At 35.2% G+C, this 20,427-nt stretch carries 17 protein-coding genes; 14 read left to right on the top strand and 3 right to left on the bottom strand.

Going from position 1 to position 20,427, the window contains the following annotated elements; genetic code table 11:
• Nucleotides 1-33: 33 nt before the first annotated feature.
• Together PHH50_02550 and tsaE are read right to left on the bottom strand one after the other, a co-directional pair.
• Nucleotides 34-924: a 5'-3' exonuclease H3TH domain-containing protein gene (locus tag PHH50_02550; protein ID MDD3729172.1), complete on the bottom strand. Its 891-nt coding sequence runs from the start codon at nt 922-924 to the stop codon at nt 34-36.
• Complete coding sequence (gene tsaE / locus PHH50_02545; protein ID MDD3729171.1) at nt 921-1,358, bottom strand: tRNA (adenosine(37)-N6)-threonylcarbamoyltransferase complex ATPase subunit type 1 TsaE; 438 nt, start codon at nt 1,356-1,358, stop codon at nt 921-923. The genes PHH50_02550 and tsaE overlap by 4 nt, the downstream gene beginning before the upstream one ends.
• A gap of 75 nt (nt 1,359-1,433) precedes the next feature.
• Here tsaE and PHH50_02540 point away from each other — a divergent pair, with 75 nt between their 5' ends.
• The 5 genes from PHH50_02540 (at nt 1,434) to ruvC (ending at nt 6,098) form a co-directional block, all read left to right on the top strand.
• Nucleotides 1,434-2,738: a GspE/PulE family protein gene (locus tag PHH50_02540; GenBank protein MDD3729170.1), complete on the top strand. Its 1,305-nt coding sequence runs from the start codon at nt 1,434-1,436 to the stop codon at nt 2,736-2,738.
• A 204-nt stretch (nt 2,739-2,942) separates the two neighbouring features.
• A complete protein-coding gene (gene ruvB, locus PHH50_02535; GenBank protein MDD3729169.1) occupies nt 2,943-3,920 on the top strand; it encodes a Holliday junction branch migration DNA helicase RuvB in 978 nt (325 codons plus the stop codon).
• Nucleotides 3,917-4,855, top strand: coding sequence for a lamin tail domain-containing protein (locus PHH50_02530; GenBank protein MDD3729168.1), 939 nt, complete (start codon nt 3,917-3,919; stop codon nt 4,853-4,855). The genes ruvB and PHH50_02530 overlap by 4 nt, the downstream gene beginning before the upstream one ends.
• A gap of 38 nt (nt 4,856-4,893) precedes the next feature.
• A complete protein-coding gene (locus tag PHH50_02525) occupies nt 4,894-5,616 on the top strand; it encodes a YebC/PmpR family DNA-binding transcriptional regulator (GenBank protein ID MDD3729167.1) in 723 nt (240 codons plus the stop codon).
• On the top strand, nt 5,613-6,098 hold the full coding sequence (gene ruvC, locus PHH50_02520; GenBank protein ID MDD3729166.1) for a crossover junction endodeoxyribonuclease RuvC: 486 nt from the start codon (nt 5,613-5,615) through the stop codon (nt 6,096-6,098). Before PHH50_02525 ends, ruvC begins: the two co-directional genes overlap by 4 nt.
• Here ruvC and tyrS read toward each other — a convergent pair.
• Complete coding sequence (tyrS, locus tag PHH50_02515) at nt 6,085-7,272, bottom strand: tyrosine--tRNA ligase (GenBank protein ID MDD3729165.1); 1,188 nt, start codon at nt 7,270-7,272, stop codon at nt 6,085-6,087. The genes ruvC and tyrS overlap by 14 nt on opposite strands.
• 95 nt (nt 7,273-7,367) lie before the next feature.
• Here tyrS and PHH50_02510 point away from each other — a divergent pair, with 95 nt between their 5' ends.
• The 9 genes from PHH50_02510 to PHH50_02470 all read left to right on the top strand — a co-directional run bounded on the left by PHH50_02510 (nt 7,368) and on the right by PHH50_02470 (nt 20,387).
• The gene (locus PHH50_02510) at nt 7,368-9,281 is read left to right on the top strand and encodes a PBP1A family penicillin-binding protein (protein ID MDD3729164.1); all 1,914 of its coding nucleotides are present in this window, start codon (nt 7,368-7,370) and stop codon (nt 9,279-9,281) included.
• A 63-nt stretch (nt 9,282-9,344) separates the two neighbouring features.
• Nucleotides 9,345-9,770 (top strand): hypothetical protein, encoded by a 426-nt coding sequence (locus PHH50_02505; protein ID MDD3729163.1) that lies wholly within the window; start codon nt 9,345-9,347, stop codon nt 9,768-9,770.
• Nucleotides 9,771-9,814: 44 nt separating this feature from the next.
• Nucleotides 9,815-10,228: a PrgI family protein gene (locus PHH50_02500; GenBank protein MDD3729162.1), complete on the top strand. Its 414-nt coding sequence runs from the start codon at nt 9,815-9,817 to the stop codon at nt 10,226-10,228.
• 42 nt (nt 10,229-10,270) lie between these two features.
• On the top strand, nt 10,271-10,885 hold the full coding sequence (locus tag PHH50_02495) for a hypothetical protein (GenBank protein MDD3729161.1): 615 nt from the start codon (nt 10,271-10,273) through the stop codon (nt 10,883-10,885).
• 8 nt (nt 10,886-10,893) lie between these two features.
• Nucleotides 10,894-12,690, top strand: a complete 1,797-nt coding sequence (locus PHH50_02490) for a DUF87 domain-containing protein (GenBank protein ID MDD3729160.1) — start codon at nt 10,894-10,896, stop codon at nt 12,688-12,690.
• A 4-nt stretch (nt 12,691-12,694) separates the two neighbouring features.
• Nucleotides 12,695-13,690 (top strand): DnaJ domain-containing protein, encoded by a 996-nt coding sequence (locus PHH50_02485; GenBank protein MDD3729159.1) that lies wholly within the window; start codon nt 12,695-12,697, stop codon nt 13,688-13,690.
• Between the two features lie 83 nt (nt 13,691-13,773).
• On the top strand, nt 13,774-17,298 hold the full coding sequence (locus PHH50_02480) for a hypothetical protein (protein ID MDD3729158.1): 3,525 nt from the start codon (nt 13,774-13,776) through the stop codon (nt 17,296-17,298).
• Complete coding sequence (locus PHH50_02475) at nt 17,295-17,900, top strand: pilin (GenBank protein MDD3729157.1); 606 nt, start codon at nt 17,295-17,297, stop codon at nt 17,898-17,900. The genes PHH50_02480 and PHH50_02475 overlap by 4 nt, the downstream gene beginning before the upstream one ends.
• Nucleotides 17,901-17,933: 33 nt before the next feature.
• Nucleotides 17,934-20,387: a hypothetical protein gene (locus PHH50_02470; protein ID MDD3729156.1), complete on the top strand. Its 2,454-nt coding sequence runs from the start codon at nt 17,934-17,936 to the stop codon at nt 20,385-20,387.
• Nucleotides 20,388-20,427: the final 40 nt, after the last annotated feature.

Genomic DNA, 20,427 nt, shown 5'->3' with positions numbered 1-20,427 from the left:
AGAATTTTTCTCAATCTAAAAATATTAAACATTTTAAAAAAGAGTCATATTCTTTTTTTCTTTTTCTAAAAAACGAAGAATAAGACTGTTAAATCCGTATTTTTTTAAAAAGGCAACAACTTTTTTTTCCTCCTTTTGATAAAGGCATTTTTCAATATCAAAAGAAAGAGGAACATCTTTTTTAATCTCTGAAAGGCCTCTTGATATAAAGGCAATATCTTTTCCTTTTTTTATTTTTTCAATAAGTCCTTCTTTTAGGATGCCTTCTTTTTCAAAATTATCATATAGATTTTCAAGATTTGAAAATTTCTTAATTATTTCTATTGCCGTTTTTTCTCCAATTCCGAAAATTCCGGGAATATTGTCAGAAGGATCTCCTCTTAATGCCTTATACTCCAAAAGCTGGCCAGGAGAAAGGCCAAGATATCTTTCTTTTACTTTTTCTTCATCGTAAAAAACTCCCTCTTTTATCCCTTTTTTTAAGGAAAATACTTTAATGTTTTTATTTACCAATTGGAGAGCGTCAAGATCTCCTGTCATGATAATAACTTCAACAGAAGAAGGCGCCATGTTTGCAATAGTCCCTATAACATCATCCGCTTCATATCCCTTTTTTTCAAAAACAGAAACTCCGGCAGCTTTTAAAAAATCCTTCACCAAAGGAATTTGGGAATAAAGCTCGTCCGGGGCTTTTTTTCTTGTCGCCTTATAATCCTTATACTCTTTATGCCTGAAAGTTAAGGCATGAACATCAAAGGCAGCTGCAATAAAATCAGGATTATGCTCTTTTACGGTTTTTAAAAAAAATAATATAAAGCCGTAAAGAGCGCCAACCGCTTCTCCTTTCTTTGAAGTAAGATTGGGCAAAGCATGAAAAGCTCTGTGTATGATAGCATTTGCATCTATTATTATAAATTTTTTCATGAATGTATCGAAATCTTTCTTTTATCGCCACTTATAAATTCAAAATTAATAAAGATAGAATCGTAGGGTAATGATTTTTTAATCTTCTCCGGCCATTCAATGGCAATAATATTTTTTTTGTTCTTAATGATTTCTTCAAATCCAAGAGAAAATAAATCTTTTTCATTTTTTAAACGATAACAATCAAAATGGAAAAAATTCCTTTCTTTTGAAATAGGCATTTTTCTAAAAATGACAAAAGTCGGACTTAATATCTTTTCTTTTACTCCAATGCCTTTTGCAAAACCCTTCAAAAAAGTTGTTTTTCCTGCTCCAAGATCACCGGAAAGAGCAAGAACAACCCCTTCTTTTTTTTCTTTCAATATTTTTTTTCCAAGCAATTCTCCTTCTTTCTCTGTTTTTGAAGAATTACTGCTTAAAAACGTATAATTCATTTGACTATTTAGATAAAAAAAGATAATTTAAAAACAGATAGTATTTTTATTTGTCTCTCAATTCTAACATAATTTATGCCGGAAACCAAAAAAACAACAAGAGGAGTTGAAGTTGAAAGTTCCATTATTTCAACAATAAAAGAAAGAATAAAAGGGATTCCCGATTTCAAGGAGGAAATAGAAAAATTGTTGGAACAAAAAACAACAAATGTTTTAGATACGATCTTGGGCGGAGCCATTTTTCTTGATATGTCCGATATTCACATTGAGCCGGAAGAGGAGAAGGCAAAGATAAGAGGAAGAATTGACGGAATGCTTCAAGATATTGTTTTTTTTGATATTAAAATATATAAATCTCTGATTTCCCGCCTTAAGGTTCTTTCAAGGTTAAAAATAAATATTACAGACCAACCGCAAGACGGCCGATTTAGCGTTGTTTTTGAAGGAAATGAAATTGAGATTAGAGTTTCCGTCATACCGGCAGAATACGGAGAAGCGATTGTCCTTAGAATATTAAATCCTCAAAGCTTAATAAGCATTGAAGAGCTTGGGCTAAGAAAGGACCTTGTTTCTATTTTTGAAAAGGAAATAAAAAAACCGACAGGAATGATGATTGTTGCCGGACCGACAGGAGCGGGAAAAACAACAACTCTTTATGCAATTTTGAAGAAGATAAATAAACCTGAAGTAAAAATAATCACAATAGAAGATCCTATTGAATATCACCTTGATGGGCTTTCTCAAACACAAGTAAACCCAAAAAAGGGATATGATTTTGCAAGCGGATTAAGATCTATAATGCGCCAGGACCCGAATGTAATTTTAGTGGGGGAAATAAGAGACGTTGAAACTTCAAAAATTACTGTCCAAGCCGCCCTTACAGGACATCTTGTTCTTTCCACTGTCCATACAAACGATGCATCCGGAGCAATAATCCGCCTTATAAACCTGGGAGCAGATCCTTCTTCAACAATATCAGCCCTAAATATGATAATAGCCCAGCGCCTCCCAAGAAGAGTTTGTAAAAATTGCGGAGAGCTGGTTTATTCTCCTGAAAAAGAAAAAATGCTGAAAGAAGAATTAAAAGATCTGCCAAAAGAAATATTGCCACCCTCTTTCTTTGAAAAAGAAATTAAAATAATTGAGCCAAAAGGGTGCAAACAGTGCAGTTTTACCGGATATAAAGGAAGAATAGGAATATATGAGATAATTTCAATAGACAAAGAAATAGAAAAATCCGTACTGTCTTCCTCAATTTCAGCCACAAGCTTAAAAGAAGCAGCTCTTAAAAAAGGAATGATTTCGCTTAAAAAAGACGGACTGATTAAGGTTCTTGAAGGAATTACGACAATTGAAGAAATAGAGAGAGTAGCAGGCTAGGGCACTTTGGATCAAACAAAAAAACGCCCCTAAGGTTAAAGGACGTTTCAAACCGATCCTGGGGCTGGGGAACAATTAATTTTCAAAACTAAAAGTCAGAATTTCTCCGAGGAACAGCTTCGCAAAAGCCAAACTACCCATCTTGGCGAGAAAATCCGCACCCCAGCCCCAGAACAAGTTTTAGTATTACCATTTTAATACTTTATGAAAATTTTGTCAAGTCAAGAAGAAAAAAAACTGGATACGGCTCTAAGGCCAATGACATGGGAAGAATATATAGGGCAAGAGAAAATAAAAAGAAATATCCAGATAACAATAAGGGCAGCAAAAGAAAGAGGAGAAAATTCTCTTGAACATATTCTTTTTTACGGGATGAGCGGACTTGGAAAAACAACTATTTCCTGCCTTATAGCCGAAGAGCTTCAATCTCCGATGAAAATCATCTCTGGACCGTCTTTAGGAAGGCCCGGAGACCTCGCCGCAATACTTACCAGTCTTTCAGAAGGCGAAGTTTTGTTTATTGACGAAATACACCGGCTTAATAAGCTATGCGAAGAAATGCTTTATCCTGCCCTCGAAAGCTTTAAGCTCAATCTTATCTTGGGAAAAGGGCCAATGGCCCAAACAGCGGAAATAAATCTTCCAAAATTTACTCTGATAGGAGCAACAACAAGAGCGGCTCTTCTTTCTTCTCCTCTTCGAAACAGGTTCGGTTCCGTTTTTCAGCTTGAATTTTACAAAAACGAAGAAATTGAAGAAATAATAAAAAGATCGGCCAGAATAATAAACGTGGAAGCAAAAGAAGAGGCTGTAAAAATAATCGCCAAGGCCTCAAGATTCACTCCCAGAATAGCCAACCGGCTTTTAAAAAGAGTCCGCGATTACGCCCAGGTTAAAAGCAACGGAATAATAACAAAAGAAATGGCAAAAGAAGCTCTCCTTTCTCTTGAAATTGACGATATCGGCCTTGAACCGGGAGATAGAAAAATATTAAAAGCCATTATTGATAAGTTTAACGGAGGACCCGTTGGCCTTCAATCGCTGGCTTCGTCTTCAATGGAAGACGAACAGGCAATCTTGGATATTTACGAACCTTATCTTATGCAAATAGGGTTTATAAAAAGAACTCCTCAAGGAAGGATTGCCACAAAACTTGCATATAAGCATTTGGACAAAAAGTGAAAAAGATATCAGTATTATTCTTTTTTTTAATTGTTTTCCCCTTTCAATCTTTTGGGCTGTTTATCGTTGAAGTGCAAATAAGCGGAGAAAATTCTTCAAATGACTATATTAAAATATATAACGAAGGGGAAGAAAAAGATATAGGCGGATACAAACTAAGAAAGAGAACCGAAACAGGAAAAGAATATTCCATTAAAGTTTTCCCAAAAGGAAGCGTTATTGCTAAAAATGGATATTTTATCTGGGCAAATTCAAAAGATGACTTTCATCTTTCAATTGACGCCGATATCATAAGTTCTGCGACCATTGCAAAAAACAACAGCATCGCCTTAATTGATAAGGAAAATAATATAATAGATTCTGTTTCATGGGGAAAAAATGAAATCCCTTTTGATAAAAATGGGCTTGTAGAAAATCCGACTCAAAAAATAATAAGGAAAAGCGTTTTTGAAAATTATCAAAATACAAAAAATAATAATGAAGATTTCTACTTTTACCCCCCAACCGATTATTCTTTAGAAAATTTAAAAGAAATAAAAGAAAGCGAAATTAAAATAGAATCTGAAGAAACAAAAAAAATAGATATAAACAGCGCTCCTCTTGAAGACCTTGTTAAAATTATCCATATCGGAGAAGCAAGGGCAAAAGAACTTATTTCTTTAAGGCCTTTTTATTCTTTTTATGACCTTACCAGAATAAAGGGAATTGGAGAAAAAGGAGCAAAAGACATTGAAGAGCAAGGATTTGCTTTTATCAGATCTGACATTATAAAAGAAACCTTAAAAGAAGATAACAAAGAGCCATATTTGGCAAAAGCAGAAAGTTATAATCTTCCTTCTAAAAATATATTCCCTTCAGATGCCGTTTCCGTTGCAATTATAATTTCCGTTTTGTCAGCCATAACTGTCTATTTTTTGAAGAAATCCATATTTTGAATTTAATATTTTTTGTGCTATTCTTATAATATAAAAATATGTCAGGACACAGCCATTGGAGCTCAATTAAACATCAAAAAGGGACAGCCGATGCAAAAAGAGGAAAGACATTTTCAAAACTTTCCCGCCAGATTGAAATAGCGGCAAAAGAAGGAGGAAAAGACCCTGAAGCAAATCCCAAATTAAGGATAGCGGTTGAAAAGGCCCGCGATTTTAACATGCCCAAGGATAATATAGAAAGAGCCATTAAAAGGGGCTCGGGAGAACTGGCTTGTGAAAAGCTTGAACCAATTATCATTGAGGCCCTCGGACCGGCAAACAGCGCAATAATAATTGAAGGAATTACAACAAATAAAAACCGCTCCATATCTGAAATAAGGCAGATATTAAGTTCTCATAATGGAAAACTAGCAGGCGAAGGGGCAGTTAAGTGGAATTTTGAGAGAAAGGGAATAATCGTGATTAAAAACAATTCAAAAAATATCGAAGAAACAGAACTTAAAATAATTGAAGCAGGAGCGGAAAATATAGAAGAAGTAGAAGAAAATTTGGAAGTCCAAACAAAACCGGAGGAATTTGAATCCGTAAAAAAAGAACTAATAAATATGAGTTTTGAAATAATTTATTCTTCTCTTGATTTTAGAGCGAAAGAAAAAATCAAACTGGAAGAAAAAGAAAAAGAATCCTGTAGAAAATTATTTGAAGCACTCGATGAAAACGAAGCCGTTTTGGAAATATATTCAAACGTAGAAGAAATATGATTGTTATTGGAATCGATCCGGGAACCGCCATAACAGGATACGGAATCATAGAAAAAAACAAAGGAAATGAAACAAATGTCCTTGGTTACGGATGCATTACGACTTCCTCTGCGCTTTTGCCCGGAGAACGCCTGAAAATAATAAATAGCGATCTTGATAGTTTAATATTAAAACACAAGCCCGATTTTATTGCTGTTGAAAGCCTTTATTTTTTCAAAAATCTGAAAACAGCAATGCCCGTAAGCCAGGCAAAAGGAGTAATTCTTTTAACAGCTGCTAAAAGAAAAATCCCGGTTTTAGAATTCACTCCCCTTGAAGTAAAAATGACCGTCGCAGGATACGGAAGAGCGGAAAAAAAACAAGTCCAAAAAATGATTCAAAATTTTCTTAAGTTGAAGGAGTTTCCGAAACAGGATGATGCAGCCGACGCTCTTGGTGTCGCTCTTTGCGGAATTTTAAAAAAGAATTCTAAGCTATCTTAATAAACTTTCTTCTTCCTGATTGTATCACCATTCCTTTCAAAACAGCTATTTTCTTTTTCCAATCAGTTTCTTTTTTCTCATTTATTTTAATCGCTCCCTGAAGTACAAGTCGCTTTGCTTCATTTTTAGAAGAAGCAAGTCCCGCTTTAAAAATTAAGTCAATAATCAAAAGCTCCTTTTCTTTAATTTTAACCTCTAAAATATCGGAGGGCGCTTTTTTTTCAACAAATATTTTTTCAAATTCTTTTTCTTCTTTTAACGCTTCTTTTTCTCCATGATAAAGAGCTACTGTTTTTTTTGCCAAAAGCGCTTTCATTTTTCTGGGATTTTGGGAAATTTCTTTTTTAATATCTTTCAATTCTTCAAGAGGAACAACAAAACAATTTTCAAAATAGTCATAAATAAGTTCGTCTCTCATGGACATCAGCTTTCCGTACATCTGTTTAGGGCTGTCTATTATAGTAATAATGTTTCCCCAGCTTGTTGACATTTTTCTTCCATCAAGGCCATTTAACATTTTTGAAACCATAATATCTTGAGGTTTTTGTTTAAAAATTTCTTGAATTCTTCTGCCTGCCATAAGATTAAATAATTGGTCATATCCGCCTATTTCAATATCAGCCCTTACAGCTACGGAATCATACCCTTGTAAAATGGGATAATATAGCTCGTGAAGTCCTATCGGCTTGTTTTTTTCCCATCTTTCTTTAAAGTTGCGACGAACTATCATTTGCTGGGCTGTGAAATTCATTGAAAGAGAAATAATATCCTTGGCATTTAATTTTTCAAGCCAGCTGCTGTTATAGTGAACCTCTGCTTCTTTCATATCAACGATTCTACCAATTTGGTTTTCATAATCTTTCATATTTTCTTTAATTTCTTCCAAACTAAGAGGTTTTCTTATCGCTTGCTTGTCCGAAGCGTCTCCTATTTGGGCGGTAAAATCCCCTATAATCAAAACTACCTTATGGCCAAGCTCTTGAAAAGCTCTAAGCTTCCAAAGTTGCATAGCCCTTCCAATGTGGATATTCGGACCCGTAGGATCAACCCCATGTTTAACTCTAAGTATTTTTCCGGAAGAAAGCTTTTCCAAAAGGGACTTTTTATCAATTGCCCTCTCTATTCCTCTTTCAAGTATTTCTTTTATCTTTTTTTTGTCAGTATCGATTTTCATAGTGTTTTAATCATAACAAATAGAAGTATTTTTGCCAACAATCGTTTCCATTTTAGCTTGATTTAAGGGCTAATTTAAAGTAGAATAGGGAAGTTATGAAAAAAAGAAATATATTCATATTTGAAAAGAAAAAAAGAAAAAAAATCATCAAAATCGTTGAATATTTAGTTCTCGGCTTTTTGATTTTGCTCTTTTCTTTTTTATCTTTGTCAATTTTAGCTTTCATATATTATGCCGGAGACCTTCCAAGGCCGGAAAAATTTACCGAAAAAACCTTTATAAAGTCAACTAAAATATTTGACAGAACGGGGGAAATTTTGCTTTACGAGATGTACGGTGAAGAAAAGAGAGAAATTGTTTCCCTTTCAGAAATTCCGGAACATTTAAAACAAGCTGTCCTTGCGGCGGAAGATGCCGACTTTTATTCTCATTTCGGAATAGACATGAGAGGAATTATGAGATCCGTCTTAATTAATTTAAAGATAAAACAGCCGACCTATGGAGGATCAACAATCACTCAGCAATTAATACGTTCTTCTTTTCTAACTCAAGAAAAAACAATTGTTAGAAAAGTGAGAGAAATAATTTTAGCGCTGGAATTGGAGAGAAAATATGAAAAAGAAGAAATACTTGAATGGTATTTAAATCAAATACCTTTTGGACCGAATGTTTATGGAGTAGAGTCGGCTTCAAAATACTTCTTCAGCAAGCCGGTAAACAATATTTCTCTTGAAGAATCTTCCATTCTTGCGGCATTGATTCAGGCTCCCGGACGGCTTTCAATGGACGCAAATAAAGAAGACCTTATTGCAAGACAAAATTACGTTTTAAATCGAATGGAAGAAGAAGGATATATTTCAGAAGAAGAAAAAAAATCTGCTAAAGAAAAAGAAATTCAATTCACGAAAAAATCAAGTTTTATTAGAGCTCCTCATTTTGTTATTGACGTTCAAGAAGAGTTGTTGAAAAAATACGGCAGGGATTTTTTGGAAAAAGAAGGGTTAAAAATATATACCACTCTTGATATGAATCTCCAAGAAATTGCGGAAAAGGCGGTAAAAAAGGGAGTTGAAAGAAATAAATCATATAATGCAAATAACGCTGCTCTTGTCGCGATGGACCCTAAAACAGGGCAGATACTGTCAATGGTCGGTTCTGCGGACTGGTTTTCCGAGCCCTATCCTGCAAATTGCCAACCGGGAAAAAGCTGTCTTTTTGACCCTGAAGTAAACGTCGCTACATACGGAATGGGCAGGCAGCCGGGATCTTCTTTTAAGCCCTTTGTTTATGCATCTGCTTTTGAAAAAGGATATACGGACAGTTATATTGTTGTTGACGAAGAAACAAACTTCGGAATATACGGAGGAAAACCCTACATCCCCCAAAATTATGACGGCCTTTTTAGAGGTCCTGTAACATTAAGAGAAGCCCTTGCTCAATCTCTTAATATCCCTTCTGTAAAAGTATTAGTTTATCTTTCGGGTCTTGAGGAAGGAATTAATATGGCAAAAAAACTGGGGATAACAACACTAACAAGAGAAAGCTCTTTTTACGGCCCTTCCATTGTTCTTGGAGGAGGTGAAGTCCGTCTTCTTGATATGGTTGCGTCATACGGCGTTTTTGCAAATAACGGACTGAAAGTTCCTCCCGTTTCGATATTAAGAATAGAGGATTCAGAAGGAAATATTTTAGAAGAGAATAAAAGCAATTCTCCCCAAAGGGTAATAAAGGCAAGCACGGCAGAAACAATAACAAGCATACTCTCTGACAATGTTTCAAGAAGCCCTGTTTTTGGACCAAATTCACGGCTATATTTTCCTTTTAACACCGTAGCGGTAAAAACAGGAACGACAAACGAGTATAAAGATGGCTGGACTATCGGATATACTTCTTCAATAGTTGTTGGTGTTTGGACAGGAAACAGTAATAATGTTCCAATGAGAAATGCAGACGGCATAGTTGTCGCCGCCCCAATATGGAGAGAGTTTATGGATACTGTTTTGAAGTAATCTGTTTGCTTTCTTTTTTTAAATTGATATAATTACAATTGTAAAATAAAACAATTGTATAATATGCAAAACTATACAAGAGAACAGCTTTGGGAAATTTACAAAAAACTTCCTAAAAATATTAAAGAGGCAATGTTTGCCGAAGAAACGGCAAATACAATTCGTAATATTTGCACGAGGAATAAAATAGCGGAAAATAAAATGCCAAAATTGGCAGAACTTGTAGGATATGTTTTTCTCGGTCTTTTGCCTATAGAAAAAATGGAAAAAACCCTCGTTTCTGAATTGTCCATTGACTCTAAAAAAGCCGAACAGGTTTTTTTTGAAATCCAAAGATTTATAATTCTGCCTTTTAAAAATGACATAGAAGAAATGTACGGAATGGAAACGAAAAGAGAAAAAATCAAAAAAGACGTTTATAAAGAGCCGATGGAGTTTTCAGAAAATTTAGAAGAATCAACAGATCCTTATAAAGAGCCCTTAGAATAAATTTTTACAATTTTGGTAAAAATTAAAATAAGTTTTTAACCCTTATGAATTTCACCGTTCCTCAATTTATAGAAGAAGAAACAAAAATAATAGGCCCTCTTAGCTTTAGACAAATCGTTTTTATTGCAATAGCAATAGGCATTTCCACAATTGCTTATTTCTCTGTTTCTAATTTTTTTATCTTTATTCTTATTACGGCAGTATCTTTGGGAATAGGAACAAGCTTGGCTTTACTGAAGATAAATAAAACCCCTCTTCCTATTTTAATAAAGAATTTTTTTCTTTTTTCTTTTAAGCCAAAAATATACCTCTGGCAGAAATCCCGAGAAAAAGAGGTTTCATCAATAAAAAAAGAACTGGTAAAAAAAGATATTTCAAAAGATAAAAAACCACCAATATCCCTTAGTAAAAGAAGCAGAATACAGGATCTTTCAATCGAGATAAGTTCAAAAAAATAAACAGCAAGTCATTTTAATAATTTAAGAATTGAGATATTATATATGTTTTCACTTTCAGCTCAGGACTTTTTAGAATTAAAAGAAATAAGAGAAGGAGTTGTTATTCTAAAAAATAAAGGATTAAGGATTATCTTAATGGTTTCCTCTTTGAATTTCGCTCTTAAATCGCAGGAAGAACAGGAAGCAACGATATACCAATTCCAAAATTTTTTAAACTCTCTGGATTTTTCCTGCCAAATTTTAGTCCAATCAAAAAAACTAAATATTACCGGCTATCTTGAAAAAATAAGCGAAAGAGAAAAAAAAGAAAAGAGCGAGTTAATACAGCTTCAAATCAAAGAATATAGAAACTTTATCTCTCAAATAGTAAAAGAGGGAGACATAATGCACAAAAATTTCTTTGTCATTGTTCCTTTTTCCTTGTCGGAACCAAAAAGCATTATTTCTTCTTCATCAATGACAGATGAGGATTTTCAAAGAGCAAGAAATCAGCTTCTTCAAAGAGTAAGATTTATAATGCTCGGGCTAAGATCTTGCGGACTTACTTCAAGGCCGCTGAACTCTCTTGAGCTTGCCGAATTCTACTGGAGCCATTACCACCCGACAGAGAGCGAGAAGGGATTTTATCCCGATTTTCCTCCTGACCTTGTTAAATAAAATATTTTATGGAATTTCCATTTTTTAAAACAAAAAATCAAACGGAAGTATTAAAAGAAGAAACAATAAGCCTGAATGATATTATTGCTCCGTCTTCTATTGAGGTAAAACAAAATTATCTGAAAGTGGGAGAAAAATTTGTTAAAAATTATTCTATCTTTTCCTATCCCAGACAACTTCATGTCGGATGGCTCTCTCCGGTTATTAACATGAATATGCAAATGGACGTTTCTTTTCATTTCCACCCCGTAAACAGCGAAAAAATACTAAGAACGCTAAGAAGAAAAGTAACGGACGTCCAGGCCCAAATCATGGAAAGGGAAGAAAAAGGAATGGTAAGAGATCCTTCTCTTGAATTTGCTTATCGCGATCTTGAAGACCTCAGAGATAAAATCCAAACAGCGCAGGAAAGAATGTTTCATTTTTCTCTTTATATAAGCGTTTATGGAAACTCCGAAGAAGAGCTTATTTCCGCGGAAACAGAACTTAGGGCTATTTTTGAACCCCGTCTTACTTATTTAAAACCCGCCCTTTATCAACAGAAAGAAGCATTTACTTCTTCGTCTCCCTACAACCTGGATCTAATGATGATGACTACCTTAATGAACACAGGCCCAATATCGAGCGTTTTTCCTTTTGTCTCTTTTGATTTAAGCTCAAACGAAGGAATACTGTACGGAATAAACAAGCATAATAATTCTCTTGTTCTTTTTGACCGGTTTACCTTGCCAAACGCCAATGCCTGCATCTTTGCAACTTCCGGTGCCGGAAAATCCTATATGGTAAAGCTGGAAATTTTAAGGTATTTAATGTTCGGAGTCGATTGTATAATAATAGACCCTGAAAATGAATATAAATCTTTATCTGAAGCTGTCGGCGGATCATTTTTTAATGTTTCTCTTTCTTCAAACCACAGGATAAATCCTTTTGATATTCCACTTCCCGGAGAAGGCGAAACCCCAGAAGACGTTCTTCGCGGAAATATCATAAATCTTGTCGGGCTTATAAGAATAATGCTTGGAGGACTTACTCCGGAAGAAGACGGAATAGTGGATAAAGCGCTTAGCGAAACATATGCGATAAAAGACATTACCCCGAATAGCGACTCTTCTTTGTGGGGAAAAGAAAATGGCCTTCCTTTTCCAACTATGAGCGACTTTGAAGAAATTTTAGGAAGCATGGAAGGAGGAGAGTCCCTTTTAAAAAGAATTCAAAAGTTTACCAGAGGCACTTATGCCAACTTCTTTAACCAGCAATCAAATGTTGATATAAAAAATCGCCTTGTTGTTTTCGGAATAAGAGATATGGAAGACGAATTAAAACCGATAGCTCTCTACATTGTATTAAAGTATATTTGGAAAACAATCACATCTTCTTTAAAAAAACGCCTCCTTATAATAGACGAGGCCTGGTGGCTGATGAAAGACGATAATGGCGCTTCATTTTTATTCGGAACGGTAAAAAGGGCGAGAAAATATTATTTGGGAGTAACCACAATCACTCAGGATATAAACGACTTTATGTCCTCTGAATATGGAAAACCGATTATAACAAATTCTTCTCTTATTTTTCTTTTAAGGCAAAGCTCGGCAACCATACAGGCGGCTCAAAAAACATTTAATTTTACCGATGAGGAAAAATATCTTTTACTTGAATCATCCGTGGGAGAAGGCATATTTTTTGCCGGGACAAAACATATTTTAATGAGAGTAGTCGCTTCTTATGCCGAGGACCAAATAATCACCACTTCTCCTGAAGAACTTATTAAAATAAAAGAGGCCAAAAAGAAGTTTGAAGAAGAATAAAAAAATGCCGCTAAAATATTTTTGGTTTGTTTTTTTTGCAGAAAAAATAAATAAAATTTTTAAAAAAGCAATATTTTTCAGAAAAATTGCAATCTTTTTTGTTATTGGAACAGCTATTGCAATTGTAAAAAAAGAAATTCCCGAAATGGATAATTATTTTTTTTCGCTTTTTTTTCTTATGACTGCAGGCGCAAAAGGAAAATCCCCAAAAGGAGGAGAAACTAGTTCCCGTTCAAGAGAAAAAATAACTAATAGCCCTATTTCTTCTCAAAATTATTATCAAAGATTGGGGCTGCAAAAAAATGCCTCTGAAGAAGAAATAAAAGGGGCATACCGCAAACTGGCATTTGAACATCATCCAGACAAAGGCGGAGATCCAAAAAAATTTAAAAAGATAGATGAAGCGTTTCAAGCTTTAAAAGATTCCGAAAAAAGAAAGACCTATGATAAAAACATAGAAAGAGAAACCTCTCAAAAATACGAAAAGCCAAAAAATAATTTCAGAGAAGAAATAAAAACTAAAGATAAACCAAAAAGAGAAAGCGGCAGATCGCCGAAATCAGAACCAAGAAAATTTGATAGAATGGGCCGTATGCTTCCAAAAGAAGAAGAAGAAACGGAAGAAGAAACAATAAGGGAAACAAGCGATGGTGCATGGGATTTAATATCTCCCGAAGGAGTTTTAATGTTTTTTATCGCCGGAGTACTTGATAGCGTGGGGCTTGTTTTTTTTGTTTTAAGTTTTTTTGGGATAGGAATACCTCTTTCTTTTGTTTTGGATATATTAGGTTTTATAATTATCGGCGGATGGATTTTTATAAGAACAGGACAAATAAAAACAACTAAAAAAACAGCAGAAGCGGCAAAAAAAATTGCGAAAAAAGCAGGAAAAAGATTTGGTATTACTTTTCTTGTAGAACTTATCCCTTTTTTGGGAGACATCTCCCCAAGTTGGCTTATTCTTGTTTTTTTCGAATTAAAAAACGGAAGAAAAGGTTAATTTTAACATTTCGGCCAACCTTTTATCAAAAACATTCCTTGATAAACAGAAACAACACTGATATAATCTACAAAGAAGAAACTATGGAAAATAAACTCCTAAAAAAAAGAAAATCATCTCTGAAAAGAAAGATAGGGATGATTTTCTTTTTGTCTTCTTTTTTCCTTTCTTTCAAGTTGTCTGTTTTGGCAAGACAGCTTGAGGTTGCTTACCCGGGAGGGCCAAGCACGACGGCAGTTCCTCTTGAAACATACATCGTATATATAGCAGAGCTTATCATAAAAGGAGGCATCATTCTTGCCGGTCTTATCATTGCAATTTCCGGAGTCCAATATCTTCTTTCTTTTGGAAGCGTGGAGAAGATAATAAATGCGAGAAATAGAATATTCGGGGCTTTTTTCGGAGTTCTTATCTTAATATCTTCGTTTCTTCTTCTTAGGATTGCTGATCCAAATCTTGTTCTTTTGGAAGTTCCTTCCATTGATCCTATTCCTCCTGTTATTGTTGAATATCCTGAAATCGACTATGAACAAATTGATCCGCCTCCTGACCCTTACAAAGGAGCAATTACAACCGAAGTTCCAATCGGAGTTTTAATCAAAAACATATTTGAATTTAACCAGTTTGAAGGAGGAGAGGGAGAAGAGCCCTATGAGGAGCCAAGAAGGATGGATAGGATAAGGAATATTGCAATAAACCTTACTCAAACAACAAATGATCTTGTATCCGGAAATGAAACAATAATTAAAACTCTTAGAGGATGTTCCTGCCAGGAACTGTCGCCAAAATCAACGGGAATCAATAACCATCCCTGTCCAAAAGTAATAACTTGGACAACAGGAGCAGGCGCCGTAAATCAATTTTTAGAAGTAAAACGAAATTATAATGAAGGAGTAAAAGAATTGAACGCTCTAAAAGAAGACATTAGAAAATTGGAAGAAGCGGAAAAATATATGAGAGAGAATTCAAACCTTAATCCTGTAAGTCTTTCCGAATATCTTTATCTCCAGGATAATTACAAAGATTGGGAATTATCCTACTCTCCTCTTATCGAAAAAATAAAAGACAAAGACGTAGGAGAATACAAAAGCTTTGCCTCTTTATATTATCTAACAAGCGAAAACAAAGAAGGAGAATTTGATAAGATTACAAACAAGAATCCTTCAATATACAATTGGTGCGAAGAAATTCCGATGGGAGACATGATTGATCTTGCTAAAACATTGGGAAATAAAACAGCAGAAAGACTTGAAACTCTTTTAAAAATAAGTTTTATAGTAATGAGCCATACAACTTCTCTTAGAGATTTTGCCATGAGTTACAACGACAATATTTGCAATACTTCAAAAATCCCAGGAGTTCGCACTGATCCTCTATTAATGGAATTAGTAAATAAATTTCCGGGCCTTTTGAAAGGGCCTTATGACAGCGTTCTTTTGAACAGCATATCAGACATGATGTCTGTTTCTTTGGACGGAACAACAAAACTAACTGAAGCATGCAGCAATATATATGAAAGAGACCTTTTCTATCTTTTTAATTGGGAATATCTTTTATCGGCGGTTCCTTCCTGGTGGAGCCCTCCTACTATTAACAGGCCCCTTGAATGGTTTCCTAATAACTTCTCATATTTTTTAACCAATTACTGGGACTATTCAAAAGACCAATATTACTATTACAGAAATATTTCTAGTTATTATTCATATTATACCGGATATTTTCATCATTATTATCCTTGGGGAAATTATGCTCCTTACTACTATTATTCTAATTTTTTCACACTCCCAAAAAATTTTTTTCCGTTTTACCAAACATACCTTTCCGCCAAACATTATGCCCCTTTCACTTTCTTTTATAGAAATTTCGCCGGATATTTTTATGATCCTTATTATTTTTATGCCTATAGTCCTTACCATGATCTTTATTACAGCTACTATTACTACATTTATTACTATGACTACTACTATTATAACTATTACTATAATTTTATCCGCAATGAATTTGGTCAATATTATTACAGCAACCCTCCTCTTTACCCTTTATTAAATTTCAAAGATTGGTTTTTATATAATCTTAGAGGAAATAACCCTCTCTCAATTTATCTTGTCCCAGATGTTAATTATAGCAATACTTTTTTTACTATTTCAGGTTCCAGATATTTTTCATATAGGCCGGCTATTGGTTCAATGCGCTTTGCCGAATTTATGGGAGAAACAGACAAATTCAAAATAAAAATGTGCCAAAGATTGAAAGACAGTATTGATTTTTATTATCAACTATATGAAATCCCTAGCATAGTTTTTGACCGTTGCTATCCAGTAGGAGATCCAAGGCGCTTTCCCAGGCGCTTTCCCAAAAAAATTTACGATGATTTTTGCGGCTCAGTTGATTTTTCTCCTTTTACTTCCCCCCTTCCCATAGAAGAAGATTATTTTTCAGAATTAGAAAAGCCTTCTGCCAATAAACTGCCTATTGCTCACACTCTCGGAGCGTTTCCAACAACATCGGATATTTTAACAAGGGTAATTATTGAGGGCCGAGTTGTTGTCTATTACCGTTCATGGTACAGACGCACTCCAGCTCCTGAGTTTGGAGGCCCTGAATCTGGTACGGAGACAATATATTATTACAACCCTGTTTCAACTATAGGGATTAAGTGGTACGAATCCGCAGATTGTTCAGGAGATGAAAATGATCTGTCAGCATCGGGAGAGGAGATAAGAAAAATGTTTTATATTACTTACCCCAACCTTTCATGGTACAGAGCCCGCTCGTCCACTTATGCTTTTGAATTAAAGAGAAAAGAAGGTGAAGGAGATGAAGAAGAAGGAGAACTTTCATATGGAACCACTTATTCTTACAAAGCTTACGCGGAAAATTCAGTAGGAACAGGATATGGTAATTGTATCAGCTTTACCACTCCTCCTGTCCCTCCTCTTTTGGGAACAGTAAGTGCTCCCGATCATTACATCTTGGAAGAAGGAATGAAAGAAGTAGCTCTTTTTGGCAGCGAACAATATGTTGGCTTGCCTTTTGATCCGCAGAAAAAACCGACAACTTTTGAACATATAGGTCTTCTTCCTATTATTGACGATATAATCCCAAATTTTAATACTTTTTTAAGAGAATCTCTTGAAAAGCCGATGGAATCTTGTTTTCCTAAAGAAGACGGTTTTTCGGGCCTTTTAACATGCGCTAACAGCCGAAAACTTCTAGATGAGACAGGGCTGGATTTAAGTACCTTACAATGCAAAAAAGAAAGACAAGACGACCTTCATTATATTATGCTTGATAAAGAAACAAATAGCGACGGCAGAGAAGTTCATATTTTTAAAGGCACCCAAATTTTCCCTCGATGTTCCGTTCAGTGCGGATTTGAAAAGTTTTTTAGAGGGAAGGGCTATACTTATTTATATCCCTATTATATACTGGATTATGACGGAAATATTGAAGATTTGAATTTAAGCAAGAATTATAAAGAGTGCCTTAAAAGATGTTTGGAATTTGAAGTCAAACCGTGGAGCGATGTTTATTATAAAGTTATGCTTCCTTATGCAAAACCATCAGATAATGACCTTAATTTCTACTGTTGCAAGCCAAGATTATGAAAACATTTAAAAATTTTACATTAATTATCCTCATTATTGTTTTTACAATTCCTTATTTTTCTTTTGCAAGAAATTTGGAGTTAAGTTATCCGACAATAGGAGGACTATCTCCTCAAAATACCAGCTTTCCGATTTCAAACTATGTTTCTTATATTTTTTCTTTTGTTATATATATTGCAGGGATTATAGCTCTACTTGCTCTGACTGTTGCTGGAGTAAATTATCTGATATCTATGGGAAACCCCGGGAAAATAAAAGAAGCAAAAGAAAAGGTTTTAAAGGTTTTTTTTGGAGTACTTATCATTTTTGCCTCATTTCTTCTACTTAGAACTATTTCCCCTTCTTTTGTTCAATTAGATTTTGAAGAATTAGATCCAATTAATCCAATTATAATAGAACCCATTGAACCTCCCGTAATTGAATATGGGGATTTTAAGTATTCTCCAGAAACTGCCGACCTTTTAAAGAGAATAGATACCTTAGCAAGAGAAATCAAAATAGAATCAGCCAAAGCAAGAAAAATTGCTTATGATTTAAGAGATACCGCTGATTTTTGTGATTGTTCAAGAGGGCAAGGTATTTGCGGAGACTCTTCATATTAAATTAATTCTTTGATATAATATTGTAAATAAATAATGAACAAAAGAAAAAATATTATTAAAAGTATTTTATTGGGAACTATTCTTTTTGTTTTTTTGGCGTTTTCATTTTTCGGATTTTTAGCAGAAAAAACAAAAACAGAAATTTTTTCCAAAGTTAGTAATTCTATTTTTTATTTAGCAAATATTGAAATTAACTCCTTTGCTTTTGGATATGGATATGGATATGGATATGGAGAAGAGGAGGAAGAGGAGGAAGAGGAAGAGGAGGAAGAGGAGGAAGAGGAGGAAGAGGAAGAAGAGGAAGAGGAGGAAGAGGAGGAAGAGGAGGAAGAGGAGGAAGAGGAAGAGGAGGAAGAGGAGGAAGAGGAGGAGGAAGAGGAGGAAGAAGAGGAGGAAGAGGAAGAAGAGGAAGAAGAGGAGGAAGAGGAGGAAGAGGAGGAAGAGGAAGAGGAGGAAGAAGAGGAGGAAGAGGAGGAAGAGGAAGAGGAAGAAGAGGAGGAAGAGGAGGAAGAAGAGGAGGAAGAGGAAGAAGAGGAAGAAGAGGAGGAAGAGGAGGAAGAGGAGGAAGAGGAGGAAGAGGAAGAAGAGGAAGAGGAGGAAGAGGAGGAAGATCCAGAAGAACCTGTCTGTGGAGATTTTTCAGACGATTGTCCCGCTGTTTTTTCTTCAATCTTCTGCAATCTCTGTGAAGAAGACGAAAGCGAACTTATTTCACGTTGCCCATATTATCATGATTTTGATCTTTCTTCTGCCTGTGATATTTGTAATTCATTAAAAATGCGGAGAGGTTCTTGTACGTGGGAATGGGGATGGAATAATGCATGGGTGGAACTAACGGGTGGATGGTATATAAGACAGACATATTTTTCACCTCCTTTAAGATTAACAAGTAATAGCTGTCCATCGGGATATGAATGTTTGCCTCCTTGTACTTCTTATTGGTTTAATTATCCTCAATATGATACAGGACCCTTTGAAGATGAAGACCTTCCTTGGGAAGAAGGTGAAACGCCTCCCTCATATCCGAATACTTTTACGGCCATTAGCAGTTGTTTCCGATTGGGAAAATGTGAATGTCCCAATCCTCTTTCAAATGAATTTTGCAATACATGCAGCCGCGGATTTCCCAGTTTCTGTTCTTATTCAAATGTTACTGATCTTTGCCAAAAATGTAACGAAATAGAAACAGTTTCAGGAACTTGCACGTGGATATGTGAGGGGTCTTATGAAGACGGAGACGATCCGATGGAAGGATTTTGTTGGACACTGGAAGGAAATACCTGCGGAGAAGGAGCAGAATGCCGCCAGCCCGATTGCCCAGGCATCTATTTCGGACAACGCCAAAGTACCAGATGTTATAGAGAAGAATGCGAATGTCCTTATCCTCTTTCTGAAAAATTCTGCAATGAATGCAGTGAAGGATTTTCTGATTCTTGCCCTTATAACGAAGAAGAAACTGAAGGATTATGTGCAAAATGCGGAGAAATGGCACAAGGAGAAGGAACTTGTGATTGGAACTGGGGAGGATCTTATTGGACTCTTGAAAATAGTGGTTGCAGCTTGGGATACGACTGCGCCATGCCAAACTGCCCCGGATATTCCTCAAATGAAACTGCCACTACAAATTGTTTTGAAGGAGAAAGTGAAGAAATAGGATGTGAATGTCCTTACCTTGCCTCGGAAGAGTTCTGCAACATGTGTGATGAAGGATTCCCTGATTCTTGTTCCTATTCTTCTGAAGGTGTAAATAATGCCTGTGAATGGTGTGCTTTGGAAAAAGAAGAAGGAGAAGGATCTTGCTCATGGAGTTGGCAAGAGTTTTATTACGGAGTATTTTTTTGGGACCTTACCGGTGATACTTGTGATCAAAGTTTGGGATATGAATGTGCTAACCCAAGTTGTCCAGGATCTTCCTTGGAAAATATATCTGTCACCGGTTGTTTAAAAATTAAAGAAGAAGAAAAGGAAGAATTGGGATGTGAATGTCCTTTTCTTGGTTCGGAAGAGTTCTGCAACATGTGTGATGAAGGATTCCCTGATTCTTGCCCTTACACGCAAGAAGAAGCTCAAAATGAATGCATAACAAATTGCAATTTAGAGAAAATTGTTGGAACAGGAGGATGTTCTTGGAAATGGCAAGAATGGGATTTATCATGGGCATTAATTGATGATACATGCGACTTGACTTCCGGTTTTAACTGTGACAAGCCAGGATGTCCCGGATCTTCTTCAAGTGCTGCCACGAGCACTGATTGTGTAAGATATGAATCTGGATCAGGAGGATACTGCGACCCAAATGATATTGGTTGCTATGATTTTCCCCGTCCAGACGATGTTTTGCCCCCTTCAAGCAGTAATGATAAATATTTTTCTTCTCTTTCCGCTTTTTTTGCTTTGATTATGACTAATTTATATATATTATCAAAAAACAAAAAGTCATTTAAAAAAAATCTTTTAGAAAAGATAAAAAAGATCTACCAAAAGTAGAAAAATCTGTATTGAAAATATGGTTTTTAAAGTAAAATCC

The sequence above is a fragment of the Candidatus Paceibacterota bacterium genome (assembly GCA_028697015.1).
Lineage (GTDB): Bacteria > Patescibacteriota > Minisyncoccia > Minisyncoccales > GWA2-38-27 > JAQVFW01.
This window is presented reverse-complemented; position numbering and strand designations above follow the sequence as displayed.

Excerpts from the sequence above, each read along its gene's own strand:
- PHH50_02550 (MDD3729172.1), bottom strand. The coding sequence starts at position 924 with ATGAAAAAATTTATAATAATAGATGCAAATGCTATCATACACAGAGCT.
- tsaE (MDD3729171.1), bottom strand. The coding sequence starts at position 1,358 with ATGAATTATACGTTTTTAAGCAGTAATTCTTCAAAAACAGAGAAAGAA.
- PHH50_02540 (MDD3729170.1), top strand. The coding sequence starts at position 1,434 with ATGCCGGAAACCAAAAAAACAACAAGAGGAGTTGAAGTTGAAAGTTCC.
- ruvB (MDD3729169.1), top strand. The coding sequence starts at position 2,943 with ATGAAAATTTTGTCAAGTCAAGAAGAAAAAAAACTGGATACGGCTCTA.
- PHH50_02525 (MDD3729167.1), top strand. The coding sequence starts at position 4,894 with ATGTCAGGACACAGCCATTGGAGCTCAATTAAACATCAAAAAGGGACA.
- ruvC (MDD3729166.1), top strand. The coding sequence starts at position 5,613 with ATGATTGTTATTGGAATCGATCCGGGAACCGCCATAACAGGATACGGA.
- tyrS (MDD3729165.1), bottom strand. The coding sequence starts at position 7,272 with ATGAAAATCGATACTGACAAAAAAAAGATAAAAGAAATACTTGAAAGA.
- PHH50_02510 (MDD3729164.1), top strand. The coding sequence starts at position 7,368 with ATGAAAAAAAGAAATATATTCATATTTGAAAAGAAAAAAAGAAAAAAA.
- PHH50_02505 (MDD3729163.1), top strand. The coding sequence starts at position 9,345 with ATGCAAAACTATACAAGAGAACAGCTTTGGGAAATTTACAAAAAACTT.
- PHH50_02500 (MDD3729162.1), top strand. The coding sequence starts at position 9,815 with ATGAATTTCACCGTTCCTCAATTTATAGAAGAAGAAACAAAAATAATA.
- PHH50_02495 (MDD3729161.1), top strand. The coding sequence starts at position 10,271 with ATGTTTTCACTTTCAGCTCAGGACTTTTTAGAATTAAAAGAAATAAGA.
- PHH50_02490 (MDD3729160.1), top strand. The coding sequence starts at position 10,894 with ATGGAATTTCCATTTTTTAAAACAAAAAATCAAACGGAAGTATTAAAA.
- PHH50_02485 (MDD3729159.1), top strand. The coding sequence starts at position 12,695 with ATGCCGCTAAAATATTTTTGGTTTGTTTTTTTTGCAGAAAAAATAAAT.
- PHH50_02480 (MDD3729158.1), top strand. The coding sequence starts at position 13,774 with ATGGAAAATAAACTCCTAAAAAAAAGAAAATCATCTCTGAAAAGAAAG.
- PHH50_02475 (MDD3729157.1), top strand. The coding sequence starts at position 17,295 with ATGAAAACATTTAAAAATTTTACATTAATTATCCTCATTATTGTTTTT.
- PHH50_02470 (MDD3729156.1), top strand. The coding sequence starts at position 17,934 with ATGAACAAAAGAAAAAATATTATTAAAAGTATTTTATTGGGAACTATT.